This is a genomic window from Candidatus Saccharibacteria bacterium oral taxon 488 (genome assembly GCA_013100805.1).
Taxonomy (GTDB): domain Bacteria; phylum Patescibacteriota; class Saccharimonadia; order Saccharimonadales; family Saccharimonadaceae; genus Nanosynbacter.
This window is the reverse complement of the sequence record CP040000.1, coordinates 557312-573988: the sequence shown is the minus strand read 5'-3', so window position 1 is coordinate 573988 and position 16677 is coordinate 557312. Positions and strand designations below refer to the sequence as shown.

Sequence of the window (16677 nt, the reverse complement as noted above, 5' to 3'; positions counted from 1 at the left end):
TATGAAACGCTACAATCCGACAGAAATTGAGAAAAAATGGCAAGATAAATGGGAGGCTGACGGCACCTACGTCACTGACCTTAGTGATACGGTGCGCCCAAAGTACTACAGCCTCAGTATGCTCCCCGGCATCACTGGAGCTGGCATTCACATAGGCCATGGTCGGACGTTTCAGTTTGCCGACATTAAAGCGCGCCTCAAGCGCCAACAGGGCTATAGTACTTATCATCCAATTGGTTGGGATAGCTTTGGTCTGCCGGTGGAAAATTATGCCATCAAGGTCGGTAAAACGCCGCGGGTAGCGCACGATGAAGCCAAGGTTCATTTTAAGGAGCAGCTGAAACGCCTCGGCTTTAGTTATGATTGGTCAAAAGAAATTTCCACTGCCGACCCTGAGTATTACAAGTGGACTCAGTGGATTTTTACGCAGCTATACAAGCACGATTTGGCGTACCAAAAGGAGCAGCCGCAATGGTGGTGCGATACTGACAATACGGTGCTAGCTAACGAGCAAGTTGAGGGCGGCAAGTGTTGGCGCTGCGGCAACCCCGTCACCAAGCGTAACCTCAAACAGTGGTTTTTCCGCATTACGGCCTATGCTGATGAGATTTTGGAGGCGACTGACGACCTAGACTGGACGGAAATGGTCAAAACTATGCAGAAAAATTGGATTGGCCGGTCGGTTGGCGCAGAAGTTGACTTTGTAGTCAACGGACAGGATGCCATCATTACCGTATTCACCACGCGCCCCGACACCCTGTTTGGTGCCAGCTACGTGGCACTGGCTCCGGAGCACCCATTAGTTTCTCAGCTGGTCAATGCTGACACGCGTGCCAAGGTTGAAGCATACGTTCAAGCGGCGCAGCAGAAATCCGACGTCGAGCGCCAAGAGAACAAAGATAAAACCGGCGTATTTACTGGTAGTTATGCTATCAATCCAGTCAATGGCCAGAAAGTGCCAATTTGGGTAGCGGATTACATTCTCGGTGGTTACGGCACTGGTGCGATTATGGCGGTGCCGGCGCATGATGGACGCGACCTGGAGTTTGCCGAAAAATTTGATTTGCCAATTGTTCAGGTGGTTGACAAGCCAGAGGATTCGGCAGACGTCGGCTGCTACACTGGTGAAGGCGAATTGATCAATTCTGGGCAATTCGACGGTACGCGGAGTGAAGATGCCCGCGAGCAAATCGTAGCGTGGCTGGAACAGCAGGGATCTGGTCGCGGTAAAACTACTTACAAAATGCGTGACTGGCTGATTTCTCGTCAGCGGTACTGGGGCGCGCCAATTCCGATGGTGCATGTTGACGGTTTCGAGCCAATTGCTGTGGCAGACGAATGCTTGCCGGTGATTCTGCCAGAAGTTGAGAACTTCAAGCCAACGGGTGGCAATACGTCTGTCCTGGCACAAGTTGATGATTGGGTACGCGTGTGGGTTGATGTTGAAACGGGTAAAACCGTGCCAATCACCGAGCCAAAGCCAGCAGGCGACAGTTGGCGTGAAGGTCGACGCGAGACTGACACGCTGGATGGCTATGCCTGCTCCAGCTGGTACTTCCTGCGCTATCTCGATCCGCACAACGACCAGCAGGCGTGGGATCCAGAGCTTATCAAGCACTGGGCGCCAGTCGATTATTACAACGGTGCTGATCATGCGGTGGCGCACTTACTGTACAGCCGTTTTTGGATGCGCTTTTTCTATAAACTCGGTCTCGTGCCGACGCCAGAACCATTCAAACGGATGATGTACAATGCCTATATTATGGCGCCGGACGGTCAAAAGATGAGTAAGTCCAAGGGCAATGTCATCGATCCGATGGAGATTATGGACAGTGGTTACGGTGCCGATGCGCTGCGTGTTTACGAGATGTTTATCGCGCCGTATGACATGGATGCGCCGTGGGATCCGCGCGGGGTGCCGGGGACGTATCGGTTCTTAAACCGAGTGTGGAATGTGGTACAGGAGTTTATTGAGGCGGCTACATTACCTCCTCTGACAGAGGCTGTGAAGTGTTCGCGAATAGCGGACGCTTCAGCCGAACGCTCGCGAGAAATCTCCAGCGGAGATTTGAGCGAAGAGTGTACTCTGGCGGAGGATGGTGATGTAGTCGCGGAACTGTTGCGCCTCACTCACCTCACTATCAAAAAAGTCACTCGTGACATCGAGGATGAAAAGTTCAATACGGCAGTGGCGGCGATGATGGAAATGGTCAATGGCCTATATAAGTTCAAAGAATCGCACGGCATGCAAGCGTTAGAAACGTGGCGGTTTACTTTGGAAAGTCTGCTGCAGATTTTGGCACCATTTGCGCCGCACATCACCGAGGAATTGTGGCATGAATTGGGCCATACTGATACCATTCATGTCAATCACTGGCCAAAGTGGGATGAGAAATATCTGGTGAGCGATGTGATGACCATCATCGTCCAGGTCAACGGCAAGCTCCGATCACGGCTGGAGCTGCCAGTTGATACCGATAAAGAGACGGTTGAGCAACGAGCGCTGGATGACGAGAAAGTTTGCGCCTATCTCGATGCCCGGACACCGAAAAAGGTGATTTATGTGCCAGGGAAGTTGGTGAATATTGTTGTCTAGGTTAGTTACCGAGGGGCTTAGCCGTCACCGAGCCATCCCGGTGTACCTCGACTCGTACGCGTGTTCCCTGTGGAAGACCGGTGAGCTTTTTGGATTCCGTAGCACAGCCCACTATATCAATTTGGGTAGCAGCATTGGCATCCCTTACAATGGAGTCTGCTGCTGCACATACATCTGAATCCTTTGTGATATCAGTTTCCGTGGGGTTATAATGCATCATAGAAGAGCCAACTAGGGGTGATTCCGCCGGCTCTTTATCGGCGGCGATACCTTTAATGCCGATGCCGAGACCTATCCCCATTATTGCTAGCATTGCCCCTGAGCCGAGGGCCAGTTTCAGTTTACCTAATGGACGTAGTGTTTCCCCGGGCTGAGAGAGTGAATCGTTCTCATTCATAATTGGTAGGATGTATCCTTTCTATCGTAAGTGATGTCTATGATATTACCATAAATACTATACAAAGTCAATAATACCCCCTGACAGCGTATTGCCACTACTCTGCATCCCCTTGAGAAATCTATCAAAAACCGGTATAATGAAGCCCAAGTGTTACGATAAACTGAAATAAAGGAGATTTTTCTATGGCACAACCAAAAAAGCAGAGCAGCCCGCGCAAGACCGGTCTGCGTCGCAGCCACTTGGTACTGAAATTAGCACGCCGCGTCAACGGGACGTCACCAGTGAAGGTCAAGACGACCAAACGCGAGACTGGTAATAAGAGTACAAAATAAACTAACACGAACAGGAACGTTTTTGTCATGGCTTCAAACCGTCATTTGGGACGAATCGTCGCGTTGCAGACGTTATACGAGATTGAGTTTCGCCAGGAAGTTGGCGACAGCGAGGTTGATGTCGCCGATATCTTGACGCGCAATCTTGAGAAATACAAATCGTCAGTCGATGATGTTGAGTTTGTACGAAGTCTGATCGATGGCGTCACCACGCATAAAGCAGAGCTTGATGATAAACTTCGTCCGCTGGCGCCAGAATGGCCAATTGAGCAGATATCGCGAATTGACCGGACGGTACTACGGCTCGGGCTGTATGAATTATTGTTTTCTCGGGCGGCGGTGCCACCAAAGGTGGCTATCAACGAAGCAGTGGAACTTGCAAAAACGTTTGGTTCGGATAACTCAGGGAAATTTGTGAACGGTGTGCTCGGCACGGCGTATCGCTCCCTTCAAGAGGATGCCGATGAAGACAAGCAGCTTTGATCATATTAAGAAATATTTTGGCGGTCGCAAAAAACCGTCGATCCAAGAAATAGTTCGCGAGCCAACCGCCGGCGGCGTAGTGTTTCGACGCAATAAAAAGGGTGATGTTGAGTTTCTGCTCTACCAAGATGCGCGGGATCGCTGGACAATTCCCAAAGGTCACGTTGAACCGGGCGAGACAGCGCAGGCCGCCGCCAAGCGTGAGGTCGGCGAGGAGGCTGGCCTTAAGAATATCGAGGTGTGCGGCTGGCTGGGCAAAATTAATTTTCGCTACCGCCGACTCGATAAGTTAGTGCTGATTTCGCAGCAAGTGTACCTGATGAAGGCGCTTGATCCGGACGAAAAACTGCAAAAAGAAGACTGGATGAATGGTCTGGCGTGGTTTACGTTTCATGAGGCGCTGGATGAAATTGAGTATGAGGATATTGGCAAGTTGATTCTGCTCGCCATGAAACGAATCAGGCAGGAGAATCTATAAATGAGCGGGATGAATACGGCGCCATATCAGGAATTTGCGCGCGAAAAATTAGGTTTTGAGTTTACAAATTTGGATTTGCTGATTACGGCTTTGACGCATCGTAGCTATGTTAATGAACACAGAAAATCAGTCCACGAGCATAACGAGCGGTTGGAATTCCTCGGTGATGCGGTGTTGGAGCTAGCGGTGACGGAGTATTTATTTACGCATTTTTCTGAACCGGAAGGGATTTTGACAGCCTGGCGGGCGGCGCTGGTACGGACGGAAAGTATCGGCGATGCGGGCGATACCTTGGGCTACGGGCCGCTGATTCGCATGTCAAAGGGCGAGAAAAATGGATCGGATCGGGCGCACTTGCAGATTTTAGCCAATGCCTTTGAGGCGGTGATCGGCGCGATTTATCTGGAGCGCGGCTTTGACGATGCGCGCGATTTTATTCATAAGCATATTATTATCAAGCTGGACGGAATATTGGAGTCGGGCAGTTGGCGCGATCCGAAGTCGTATTTGCAGGAAATTTCTCAGCGCGTTGACAATCAGACGCCAGTATATAAAGTTTTGGGCGAGGAAGGTCCAGATCATGATAAGGTTTTCACGCTTGGGGTGTTCGTCGGTGAAACGCTGATGGGACGCGGCGTGGGTCCGTCCAAGCAGGTGGCTCAACAGCAAGCCGCCCGCCAAGCAATCGCTCGATATCGGGCAGCTAATTCTGAATAGTGATTATATCTTTTCTCAGTGCCTAACCGGTGTTATAATCAAAAGGATGAGTAACACAATTTTTAAACGTACCAAGATCCTAGCAACCATCGGTCCGGCAACGATGAGTCAGGATAAAATTAGTCAACTTATGCAGGCCGGTGTCAATGGCTTTCGTCTAAATTTTAGCCACGGTAGTTATGATGAGCGGCGTGAGCAAATCGACTGGATTCGCACGGCCAGTCATGAGCAGGGTAAACCAGTTGCCATTCTCCAAGACCTTCAAGGTCCAAAAATCCGTCTCGGCGTTCTCAAAGACAACATGCTGACGGTGCGGGCTGGTGATGTGCTGACGCTTGATTCGTCGATTACAGAACACGATGGAAGTTTCAATCTGCCTGTCCAGTATAACCTCGCTGAAAAAATGAAAGTCGGCGAGCCGCTGTATATGTTTGATGGCAAGATCAAGTCGATCGTTCGTGAAATCGCTGGCCCAACGGCCATCAAGGTGGAGGTGCAGAATGACGGATTTTTGATGAGCCGTAAGGGGTTGAATCTACCAGATACCGATTTTGGTGGTGATATCTTGACGCCAAAAGATATCGCCGATATTGAGTGGGCAGCCAATCAAGATTTTGATTATGTAGCGCTTAGTTTTGTACAGACGGAGGACGACATTATCGATCTGCGCTCGCGACTGACGGCGCTGGGTTCGGACGCGTATATTATTGCCAAGATCGAGACTAAGTCGGCGATCTCTGATGAACATCTGGAGGAGATCGTCAAGGCGAGTGACGGCATTATGGTGGCGCGCGGCGACTTGGCGGTTGAAGCCGGGGCGGAGATCGTGCCAGTTATCCAACGGCGTATTATCGCTCTTTGCCGTAAATATTCTAAGCTCAGCATCGTCGCGACACAGATGATGGGCAGTATGGTTGACAACCCTGAGCCGTCTCGCGCCGAGGTGAGCGACGTTGCCAATGCAGTCATCCAGGGTGCTGACACGGTGATGTTGTCGGATGAAACGGCCAACGGTAAATATCCGATCGAGACAGTGCAGGCAATGCGCCGGACGATTATGTATACCCAGGAGCACAGTGATGTCATGGCGGTTGAGTCGAGTGAGAAGCGCCGTAAACATGATGCGCTGCTAAGCTACACGGCGGCGCGGTTAGCCACAGAACTCAAGGCGCGGGCGATTGTCGCCGAAACTAGTACGGGTGCGACCGCGGTGAATGTCGGTGCCTTTCGACCGAATATGCCGATTATTAGCGTTACTGATAGCCAAAAAACGGCCCAGAAATTAGCGTTAAGTTACGCCACGCGCTCATACGTTCGCCCAAGCGGTCTGGGTTCGGCGAATAAGTTAGCAGAAGAATTGAAGGCCGAAGGTTACTTTGGCGAGGATCCAGTGACGTTGGTGCTGGTCAGTGGTCATCAACCAGGCCGGCCGGGTAAGACCGATAATATCCAGATCCGGACAATGGAGTAGGACGAGAAAAGGGTGGGCAGATTTTTCAAGCAAACAATTCATGACGTTAATCTCCGCGGGCTGACCGTCCTGGTGCGGGTTGATTATAATGTGCCCTTGACGGCGACTGGTGGGATCGCCGGTGACTTACGAATTCGTGCTAGTTTGCCGACTCTATGCTATCTATTAGAGCAACGCTGCAAGATTGTTTTGATGAGTCACCTCGGGCGGCCAAAGGGGGCCGATCCGGCATACAGCCTGCGTCCAGTGGCGCGTCGACTGGCTGAGCTGCTCGGGCGGCCGGTGCAGTTTATTGATGGCTGTGTCGGTGATAAGCTGCGTCAAGCAGTGCGACATATGGCGGCTGGCGACATACTGATGCTAGAAAATCTGCGGTTTTATGACGAGGAGTCGCGTGACGATACGGTGTTTGCCAGGGCAATTGCTCGGGCGGTGCGGCCGGATTATTTTGTGCAGGATGGTTTTGCGGTGGTACATCGAGCTCACGCCAGTACCCATGCGATTACGCTATACGTACCGGGGCTGGCTGGTGACCTATTGGTGCACGAATATACTGCGCTAACCGCAGCGATGTCACGTCCAGCGCGACCACTAGTGGCGATTATTGGCGGTGTGAAAATTGCTGATAAGATTGCGCTGATTGAGCGGCTGATTGATAAAGCTGACACGATCCTTATCGGCGGGGCGATGGCCAACACCTTCCTCGCCTATCGCGGCTACGGGATGGGCCATAGTACGGTTGAGCCGGATCGGGAACAAGTGCTAGCGGCCATCTACCGCCGTGCTGCCGAGAAAGTTGGTGGTGAGCGGGTCGATCAGTTCTTGCGGCTGCCCAGTGATGTGGCGGTGGCGCCGTCGCCAGAAACGATAGGTGATCGTCGTGAGGTGTCGGTTGATGAGATCGGCGAGCATGAGATGGCGCTAGATATTGGTGCGGAGACGATGGCACAATTTGTCTCAGTGATTGCCTCGGCCAAAACAGTCATTTGGAACGGGCCGCTGGGGTATTCGACTAATCCGTTGTTTGCCCGGGGGTCGGCTCGGATCGCCGAAGCCATTGTACAAAATCGCGGCGTTACCTCAATCATTGGCGGCGGCGATACGGCGGAGTTTGTCCTTGGGTGGGATGGACATGATGGCAAGCAATTTTCGCATATTTCTACCGGTGGCGGGGCCAGCCTCGAGCTGATGAGCGGTAAAAAATTACCAGGTGTGGAAAGTTTACTAGACGCACACGGACTAAAATGATACACTAAACATAAGCATTATGACGCAAAAAACACTCATTATCGGCAACTGGAAGATGAACCTCACCATGCATGAGGCCAGTTTGTATTTACATAAGCTGATGGAGCAGCTGCCGGTACACCGCGACGTCGAGGTGGTGGTGGCGCCAACGATGTTGACACTGCAAAGTTTGAGCTTGCAAATTAAGCGTCGGATCGTCAAGCTCGCTGCCCAAAATTGCTACTGGCGCGACCACGGTCCGTACACCGGCGAAGTGCCAGCGTCGCATTTACATGGCATGGTTGATTATGTCATGATTGGTCACTCCGAGCGGCGACATATATTTATGGAGAGCGACAAGGATATTCGTTTCAAGGTGCAGGCGGCGCTGCGCAATCGACTGCAGCCAATTCTCTGTATTGGCGAAACGGCACACGAGCGGACGCTGGGTGAAACGCGCGAGGTGCTCCAGGATCAGCTTGTAAACGGCCTGGCGAATATCACAGCCGAGGAGATAGACCATGTGGTGATCGCCTACGAGCCGGTCTGGGCGATTGGTAGCGGCGAGTATGCGCAGCCGAGTGACCTTGCCAAGGCGCTCAAGGTGATTCGTCAGCAAATTACGCATTTATTTGGCAAGGAAGCAGCCGAAGCGGTGCGCGTGGTGTATGGCGGCAGCGTTTCGGTTGACAACGCCGGTGATTACCTCGCGGTGGCGGGACTTGATGGATTATTGATCGGTGGAGCGAGTCTGGACGCATATCAATTTACAGAGATAGTAAAAAAGGCGCATAAGGAATAGGGGGGCTTATGTCAGACATTGATTTTGACGAACTTGATCGGGCAGTGACATCACTAATGCAAAAACGGGCAGAAAAAGAAGCGGCTCAACAGGCGGCTGATGTTGATGCGGACGTGGCGACATCGACAACATCTGCGACTAGCGCCACTGAAGATGCGGTGAACGTGTCGTCGCCTGAACCTGGTCAACCTAGCGCCCCCGCTTCTCAGCCTGAGCCAGTGGCGACACCTCCGGTCGCGCCGCCAAGCCCTCAACCCAAGCCAGTTGCGCCGCAACCTGCGGTGTCATTGTCAACGCCACCGAGCGCGCCAGTGGCCGCCGCGCCGCAGCCGATTGAGAAGCCGGAACCGACGTCGATGCAGCCGTCGCTGTCTTCGTCGGTAACACCAGTGGCCCCTGCTTCGTCAACCCCACCGTTGCCCGCCACCACGCCATCAACGCCGATTCCGCCATTGACCATCAAGCCACTAACACCTCCGTCGCCGACTGCTACACCAACAGCGACGCCAGCACCGCCGTCGACGCCCGTGTCTGCGCCTGCATCTCCAACCCTAACCATATCAGCCGCACCCGTATCCGAGCCAACGAGTGACGATACGAGTAAGCCACCAGTAGTCCCAGCCGAGGCAACACAATCATCTACCTCATCAGATACTCCAAGTGTGCCGCCAGCGGCTGCGGCAACACCAGTACCGACTGCTGTCCTGATTTCTGTTACAAGGCCAGAGCCAAAGCCTGTCTCGAAGCTAACGCTCGAGCCGATACCGTCGTTCAAGACAACCTCGTCGCCTGTCTCGCCGTCGCCTACTTCAACGCCAGCACCGTCGACCCAGTCAACAACCCCAGAGCCTAATAATGATAAGCCACAAGATAAGTCACGGACTGAACCACCGACTTTGCCACAAAAATCATCTACCGAGGAGACGACTTCACCGTCGACGGAAGCCAATGGATTTCCACATGCCGCCTCGGAGGCTAAACCAGCTGTGGTATTTCCAGATATCAAAACACCAGATAAAAAGGCAGACGACCAACCCGCCTCAGACGCGCCGCAGGATAAAGTGGCCGATACGTCAGCAGCAAAACCAACTGACGATTCCTCGGATACGGAACGCGGTAACGAGTCAACTGTCGCTCCCTCACCAGCTATTTCGCGTCGACCGTCTGGCCGTTTCATGGACGTTGTACATCCGTCGTCTGTCATGCGTGGACACGGTATTCATCAGCCGCGCACCGGCGTGACGCTTCAGCCGACTGGTTCGTATCTCTCCGGTCGGACTGGTAATGACGGCCAGCAGGGTGTTAACATGGCTGAAACTACTGAGGACACGTCAAGTGATATGATGGCAGATGATAGCACCGCTCACTCATCGGTAGCTGATCGCGAGATCAAGCGTCGACCACCACGTCTCGTTCTACAGCCCGATCCATCGCATGTGGCCGAAGGTCTAACGTCAGACAATGTGTCGCTCAATACCAAGGACGTGCCTGATTATGAATCGATGGCCAGTGAAGCCGAGGCTAGTACCGACAGTGCTTTTATTGAGGAAGGCTTACTGGCAGAGGACGCTCCGGCTAAGGCAGCTGATAGTGAAGGGCTGACCATGGATGAGTTGACGGCCGATGATGATCATCTGGTGACGGATGCGGCGGCTGGAGACGAGGTAGTAGAACATCGTGATGAGGCGGCTGATACTGACATTGCTGCTGATCGTACGAGTCTTGAAGCAACCATTGATGAAATTGAAGCCAGCGAGGTCAGTGAGCAGCTCGACGCAGATGCTACATCGGTAGGCGCTTCGTCCAAGCAGTCCGCCGCTGATACATCGGAGCTAGACAGTGAGCTGATGGCGATTGAGTCGATGGACGAAAGTGATGCTGAGACAGTTGATGAGACGCCACGTCGACCGCACACTCCGGGCGATATTCCTCAGCAATACACCGCCGGTGACGAGATCGCACCAGATCCAGAGCCGATGTTTGATGCGGCAGCCAGCCAGCCAGCCACCGGGGAAGCGCTCCAGCCTGATAAGAAAAAATCTGGCATCGGGACGATTCTATTGATCATTCTCTTTGCTCTTATCGGCGTTGGCGGCGGTGCTGCGGCGTACTTTTTCCTGCTATACTATAAGTAATGGATATCCTATCTGAGCTTAATTCCGAACAGCGGCGAGCCGTCCAGCATGATGACGGGCCGCTGCTTATTCTAGCGGGAGCGGGGAGTGGTAAGACAAAAACCTTAACGCATCGCATCGCCTATCTGATCAGGGAGCGAGGGATTTTTCCCAGTCGCATCTTGGCGGTGACCTTCACCAACAAGGCTGCTCGAGAGATGCGTCAGCGCTTGGCTGATATGCTGGGCGAAGACGCCTCGGATCGACGGTTTATGCCATGGATGGGGACATTTCATAGTATTTGTGTGCGGCTGCTACGGATGGACGGGGCGTCAATTGGCCTCGGTCGTAATTTTATTATTTATGATGAAGATGATCGGCTGGGTCTGATCAAACAGTTAATGAAATCGCGCGGGCTGACGGATCGCGATATCAAGCCGCGCCGCATCGCTGCGGCTATTTCTGCGGCAAAAAATGACATGCTTTCACCCGATGAGTATACGATGCAGGCGGTCGGCCCCACTAAGCAGCAAATTGCCGAATTATTTACCGCCTACGAGGCCGCTATGCACCGGGCCGGGGCGCTCGATTTTGATGATTTATTGCTCAGGGCGGTGGAGCTACTGCGCCAGTCGCCTGATATTCGCCACAAATGGCAGCAGCAATTTCGCCACATTCTCATCGACGAGTATCAGGATACTAATGCGGTGCAGTACGCACTGATCAAGTTGCTAGTCGGTCCAGAGCGCAACCTCTGTGTGGTCGGCGACGATGCCCAGTCGATTTATAGTTTTCGCGGCGCAGATTATACCAATATTCTTAACTTTGAGCGTGACTTTCCGGGTGCGGCAGTGATTAAACTAGAGCAAAACTATCGCTCGACGGGCGCGATTTTAACGGTGGCAAATAACTTAATCCAACATAACACCCAGCGCACCGACAAGAACCTGTGGACAGAAGCGGTTGGTGGGATGTCACCGCAGCTGTGGCAGTTATACAGCGAGGCCGAGGAGGCGCAAGCAGTGGCCGACGAAATTCATCGCCAGGCTAGGATGGGTCGAGCCTATAGTGATATAGCAGTACTGTACCGCACTAACGCCCAGAGTTACGCCATAGAGCGCGCCCTGCGTCAGCGGCACGTCCCGTATAAGATTGTGGGTGGTCTGCGGTTTCTGGATCGAGCAGTCGTCAAGGACGCACTGGCGTATCTCCGGTTATTATATCAACCCAGTGACCGCGTTAGCTTCGCGCGGATCGTTAACCTGCCAAAGCGCGGTATCGGCGCGGTGAGTGTGGCGAAATTTCTTGACTGGAATGATCAGTCGGGTCGGAATATTATTGAGGGGCTGGTGGCGGTTGATGAGGCTGTAGGGTTGAGCGCTCGCGCCAAGCAGTCGCTGCGGGTGTTTGGTCAATTGCTGCAAAAATTACAACAATTACTGAACGGCGCACCGGCCGAGGTTATCGAACAAATTATTGAGCAGACCGGCTACGGCGAAGCAGTGAATGACGGCAGTGTGCAGGCCGAAGAGCGGCTGGAAAATCTCGGTGTTTTGGTGGCCGAGGCGCGCGCCTACGCTGATGTATCGACATTCCTCGAAGACATGGCGCTGATGTCATCAAGCGATGGCCAAGCGGATCAGCAGGTTATCTTGATGACGTTGCACGCCGCGAAGGGCCTGGAGTTTCCGGTGGTATTTATGACTGGCTTGGAGGAGGGGATCCTGCCGCACGCGCGGGTATTTGATAGTGGCAAGGCGGACGACATTGAGGAAGAGCGCCGCCTCTGTTACGTGGGGATAACGCGGGCCCGAGAGGTGCTGTTTGTGACCTGTGCTAGTTCACGGACGCAGTTCGGTCAGATTGGCTATAATCTGCCGTCGCGATTTCTCGATGAGATGGGGCTGATGAGCGGTGGTTTGGATGCGCCTGCTGCGCCGCCAGTTGATGACGTGTTTTATGCTGATGATGTAGGTCTAGAGATGGGTGATCGGGTGCGAAGCCCACAATTTGGTGCGGGTGAGGTGGTGGACGTTGACGGGATGGCGGTGACGGTACAATTTGATGACGGTAATACGAAGAAGCTTAATGTAGAATTCGCCAGATTAGAGAAAATTTGATATAATACATAGCAGTTTGTGGTATTGTCCACGAGCGAGATTATGGAAAAGAGTTTATCTATTCGCTACCATTCAAAGAAGATTTTTCTATTGATCGGTTTGCTCGTGCTTGGAGTGACATTGATCCAGCTGGCGGATGCTGCACTGGCACAGGGTACCGAGCGTCCATCACGGAGCGACGGCCAGCGTCTGATGAGTGTTTATGACAAGGGAGTCGAGAAAACAATTATCACTCGGGCAAAAACGGTGCGCGAGGCACTGAAGGCGGCGCGGATTGACATTGATGAGCGGCGAGATGTAGTGGAGCCAGCACTTGATGAAGAGCTGGTCGCTAGTTCATATAACGTTAATATTTTTCGGGCTCGGCCGGTAACGGTAGTCGATGGTCAGGCGCGTATTCGGCTAACCACGGCGGAGCAAACCCCGACGGCGATCGCCAAAGCGGCGGGGATCAAACTCTATAGCGAGGATATTGTCGATATTCATGCCGCCGAAAACGTGGTTGCCAGCGGCACGAATGCAGTCTTGACCATCAAGCGGGCGACGCCGCTACAGCTCAATCTCTACGGGTCACTGGCTGAAGTACGCACCCACGCGAAGACCGTCGACGCGCTACTTAAGGAAAAGCATGTACAGCTGGCCAGCAACGATACCGTATCAATGCCGCTCGAGGCGCCAATTACCAGTGGTATGCGGCTGGATGTTTGGCGTAACGGTAAGCAGACAATTACCACTGATGAAGATGTCGCTTTTCCGGTTGAGACAGTGCGGGATGCTAATCGCGAGACGGGCCACAAGGAGGTGAAAGAGGCGGGCGAAAAGGGCCGGCGGACGGTGACTTATGAGATTGAGGTGCAAAATGGTAAGGAGGTGAGCCGTCGGGAGCTTGCTAGTCAAATAACAAAACAGCCTAAAAAACAAGTTGAAATTATCGGTACAAAGAATGCTGCTATGCCATATACTGGTGGTGGCAATAAAAATCAGTGGCTATCTTCGTCAAACGTTCCACGTGACCAGTGGGGCTATGCCGAGTGGCTGGTGCAAAAAGAAAGTGGCTGGAATCCGAATGCTCGCAGCCGGAGTGGCGCCTGCGGTCTCGCACAGGCACTGCCATGTAGTAAAGTACCAGGAAATCCGCTCAACCCAGTCGATTCGCTGAATTGGATGCATGGTTACGTGATGAAGCGATACGGCTCATGGGAGAAGGCAGTGGCACACAGTAAAGCCAGAGGGTGGTACTAGTAATTATTAGATAAATATGATATAATACATCTGTTAATTAGGTACTGAGTAGAATAATGAACTGGTGGAAATGGCACATAGAGAAAGGCTGGCGGCCGGTTGTTCTATTGGGCTGCTTCATAACTTTCGTGGCTGGTACGGTTGGCTTACTACTATCTCAGCCTGTCCAAGCACAAGACAATCATGCCCAGTCGTCAGCGGAGCGGCTGGTGACGATTCGCGACCGTGGCCGCGAGCAGACGATCATGACCCGAGCACGCACCGTACGCCAGGCGTTACAGCTGGCGCGGATAACGGTTGATGAGCGGCGTGACGTTGTCAAGCCAGACATTGACATGGAACTAACAGGAACAACATTTACGGTGACAATTTTTCGGGCTCGGCCGGTAACGGTCATTGATGGTTCGCGGCGCTCACATATTACCACAGCGGAGCAGACGCCGCAGCGAATCGCCAAAGCCGCGGGGATCACGCTATATGTCGAGGACAAGGTTGAATTTATGACGAGCGATAATATGCTGCTGGATGGGACAAACGTGCTGATGAACATTACTCGTGCGCCACTGCGAACCGTGACCGAGGAGGTTGACGTTGACTTCCCAGTGGAGCAGATCAAGGATGCGAATCAGCCGATTGGTTTCAAGGAAATTAAGCAGCTGGGCGAAAAGGGTATTCGTACCGTGACTTACCAGGCTCAGGCCGAGCGCGGTGTTGAGATCAGCCGTAAGGAAATAAGTAGTCGTATCAGCAAACAGCCCAAAAAGCAAATCGAAGTGGTCGGCACCAAGCCAAAAAATCCACTAACGAAGTCAAAGGGTGCGCATATCTTTACTGATTCACGCGGCGTGGCGCACCGCGAAACTTATTATGACCTGCCAATGAATGTCGTCATCAATGCGTGTGGCGGCGGTGGCTATACCGTGCGGGCAGATGGCGCCAAGGTGGACAAGGATGGCTATATTTTGGTGGCGGCGAATTATGGTAATTATCCGCGCTGTTCGGTGGTGGAAACCAGCATGGGTCCTGGCAAGGTGTATGATACTGGCGGGTTTGCTGCTCGGCATCCGCATGGATTTGACCTGGCGACTGACTGGACGAACGGGGACGGGCGTTAGATGGCGTCAGCGCTTGGGCCGAAAAAAGAATTAGGCCAGCACTGGCTGCGCGACCCAGAAATCTTGGCGGAGATTGCCGAGGCGGCGGAACTTGGCAAGAGTGATGTGGTCTTGGAGATTGGGCCGGGACTTGGCACATTGACCAGCCGGTTGTTGGCGCGAGCTCAGCGCGTAGTGGCGGTGGAGTTTGATGGGGGTTTGGCGCGTAAGTTACCGGGGCAATTTCCTGGCAAAAATCTGGAAGTGATCAATGAAGATATTTTACAATTTGATTTGAATCAGCTGCCGAAGGGCTATAAAGTAGTCGCCAATGTGCCATACTATATCACCAGCAAAATTGTCGAAAAACTAATGACGGCAGAAAATAAGCCGAGTTTGGCAGTACTGCTGGTACAAAAAGAAGTTGCCCAGCGTATCGCAGCGGAACCTGGTGAAATGAGCATTTTGGCGGTTAGTACGCAGCTATTTGCCCAGGCAGAACTAGACATTGAAGTGCCGCGGCAATTTTTCACGCCGCTGCCAAAAGTTGATTCGCAGGTGGTGGTATTGAGGACTCGCACCGAACCACCGGTCGCTTCTGAAGACCAAAAAGATTTTTTCCGCATTGTCAAAGCTGGTTTTTCGGCTAAGCGTAAAAAGCTGCGCTCTAGTCTGAGCGGCGGGCTGGGTATTAGTAAAGATGCCGCGGAACAGTTGCTGAAAAAAGCTGATATTTCTCCTGATGCTCGTGCCGAGGATTTAGCGATTGCGGATTGGCAGCGGATACTCAAAGAATGGCGGGCGCGATGATTGCGGCAGATCAGCCCGTCTGCTTTCCGCCTAATCTGCTAGTTGCGGTTTCGTCGAAAGACGACGGCACCATGCTTGATCGTATTCGTGGTCGTCACGTAGCCGACGTACTGGAGAATCGGCGGCGGTTTTGCGATCAAATTGGTATTAATTACGACGACGTTGTCTATCACGTGATTTCATATGACCAAGCACAAACGTTTGATGCTACCATCGAAGTTACTGAAACTGATACAGTGAAATACAACAACGAGGGGATTTTTGCTGACGCGCTCTATACCGAAATGGCTGGCGTCGGCTTATTTTTGCCAGTGGCGGACTGTATCGCCACCGTCATTTATGATCCAAAACGCCGGGCGCTTATGCTGGCGCATCTGGGTAGGCATTCGACAGTTGCGCGGTTAATGTCTCGGGCAGTTCGGTATTTTGTCGAGCGCGGTAGCCAGGCAAAAGATTTACAAATTTGGATGTCGCCGAGCATCACGCAGAAAAATTATCGTATGGATTATTTCAATCATACAAATGATACGAATTGGCAAAATTTCTGCCGTCAAACGGCTGACGGAATTTATCTGGATATGCAAGGATTTAATCGTTCGTTGGCTATCCGGGCGGGCGTTCCTGGTGATAACATTTTCATCTCGCCAATTGATACGGCGGACAATCCGAATTACTTTTCGCACTCATCGGGCGATACGGCGGGGCGAATTGCAGTGGTAGTGATGATGCGCGGGTGAGCCCTCGGCGAATGTATATCGGTGAAAATTGTTCCAGATGATGATACAATGGGT

The 16677-nt window shown here is 52.5% G+C and carries 15 protein-coding genes; 13 read left to right on the top strand and 2 right to left on the bottom strand.

The features are described 5' to 3' along the window. The first annotated feature begins 1 nt into the window (after nt 1). The gene (locus FBF27_03010) at nt 2-2596 is read left to right on the top strand and encodes a leucine--tRNA ligase (protein ID QJU09370.1); all 2595 of its coding nucleotides are present in this window, start codon (nt 2-4) and stop codon (nt 2594-2596) included. Nucleotide 2597: 1 nt separating this feature from the next. On the opposite strand, the gene FBF27_03005 is transcribed toward FBF27_03010, so the two are convergent. After that, complete coding sequence (locus tag FBF27_03005) at nt 2598-2993, bottom strand: hypothetical protein (GenBank protein QJU09369.1); 396 nt, start codon at nt 2991-2993, stop codon at nt 2598-2600. Between the two features lie 362 nt (nt 2994-3355). Between FBF27_03005 and nusB the strand changes: the two genes are divergently transcribed. From nusB to FBF27_02975, 6 genes are read left to right on the top strand one after another with little or no spacing between them, the layout of a single operon-like run. Beyond that, complete coding sequence (nusB, locus tag FBF27_03000; protein ID QJU09368.1) at nt 3356-3811, top strand: transcription antitermination factor NusB; 456 nt, start codon at nt 3356-3358, stop codon at nt 3809-3811. After that, nucleotides 3786-4289: an NUDIX domain-containing protein gene (locus FBF27_02995; protein QJU09367.1), complete on the top strand. Its 504-nt coding sequence runs from the start codon at nt 3786-3788 to the stop codon at nt 4287-4289. Before nusB ends, FBF27_02995 begins: the two co-directional genes overlap by 26 nt. Then, nucleotides 4290-5006 carry a ribonuclease III gene (gene rnc, locus FBF27_02990; GenBank protein QJU09366.1) on the top strand — a complete coding sequence of 239 codons (717 nt, stop codon included), beginning with the start codon at nt 4290-4292 and terminating at the stop codon, nt 5004-5006. Between the two features lie 46 nt (nt 5007-5052). After that, nucleotides 5053-6477, top strand: a complete 1425-nt coding sequence (gene pyk / locus FBF27_02985) for a pyruvate kinase (GenBank protein QJU09365.1) — start codon at nt 5053-5055, stop codon at nt 6475-6477. A 12-nt stretch (nt 6478-6489) separates the two neighbouring features. Further along, the gene (locus FBF27_02980) at nt 6490-7725 is read left to right on the top strand and encodes a phosphoglycerate kinase (protein ID QJU09364.1); all 1236 of its coding nucleotides are present in this window, start codon (nt 6490-6492) and stop codon (nt 7723-7725) included. A gap of 19 nt (nt 7726-7744) precedes the next feature. Beyond that, a complete protein-coding gene (locus FBF27_02975; protein QJU09363.1) occupies nt 7745-8506 on the top strand; it encodes a triose-phosphate isomerase in 762 nt (253 codons plus the stop codon). A 250-nt stretch (nt 8507-8756) separates the two neighbouring features. Here the strand turns inward: FBF27_02975 and FBF27_02970 are convergent, their stop codons facing one another. After that, nucleotides 8757-9455, bottom strand: coding sequence for a hypothetical protein (locus FBF27_02970; protein ID QJU09362.1), 699 nt, complete (start codon nt 9453-9455; stop codon nt 8757-8759). Nucleotides 9456-9492: 37 nt separating this feature from the next. Between FBF27_02970 and FBF27_02965 the strand changes: the two genes are divergently transcribed. The 6 genes from FBF27_02965 to FBF27_02940 are packed head-to-tail and all read left to right on the top strand — an operon-like array spanning nt 9493 to nt 16623. After that, nucleotides 9493-10641, top strand: a complete 1149-nt coding sequence (locus FBF27_02965; GenBank protein ID QJU09361.1) for a hypothetical protein — start codon at nt 9493-9495, stop codon at nt 10639-10641. Between the two features lie 5 nt (nt 10642-10646). Further along, on the top strand, nt 10647-12740 hold the full coding sequence (locus tag FBF27_02960; GenBank protein ID QJU09656.1) for an ATP-dependent DNA helicase PcrA: 2094 nt from the start codon (nt 10647-10649) through the stop codon (nt 12738-12740). Between the two features lie 18 nt (nt 12741-12758). Further along, the gene (locus FBF27_02955; GenBank protein ID QJU09360.1) at nt 12759-13982 is read left to right on the top strand and encodes a DUF348 domain-containing protein; all 1224 of its coding nucleotides are present in this window, start codon (nt 12759-12761) and stop codon (nt 13980-13982) included. Nucleotides 13983-14038: 56 nt separating this feature from the next. After that, complete coding sequence (locus FBF27_02950) at nt 14039-15097, top strand: hypothetical protein (protein QJU09359.1); 1059 nt, start codon at nt 14039-14041, stop codon at nt 15095-15097. Then, on the top strand, nt 15098-15886 hold the full coding sequence (gene rsmA, locus FBF27_02945) for a ribosomal RNA small subunit methyltransferase A (protein QJU09358.1): 789 nt from the start codon (nt 15098-15100) through the stop codon (nt 15884-15886). It abuts the gene before it with no gap. Next, complete coding sequence (locus tag FBF27_02940) at nt 15871-16623, top strand: polyphenol oxidase family protein (GenBank protein ID QJU09357.1); 753 nt, start codon at nt 15871-15873, stop codon at nt 16621-16623. Before rsmA ends, FBF27_02940 begins: the two co-directional genes overlap by 16 nt. Nucleotides 16624-16677: the final 54 nt, after the last annotated feature.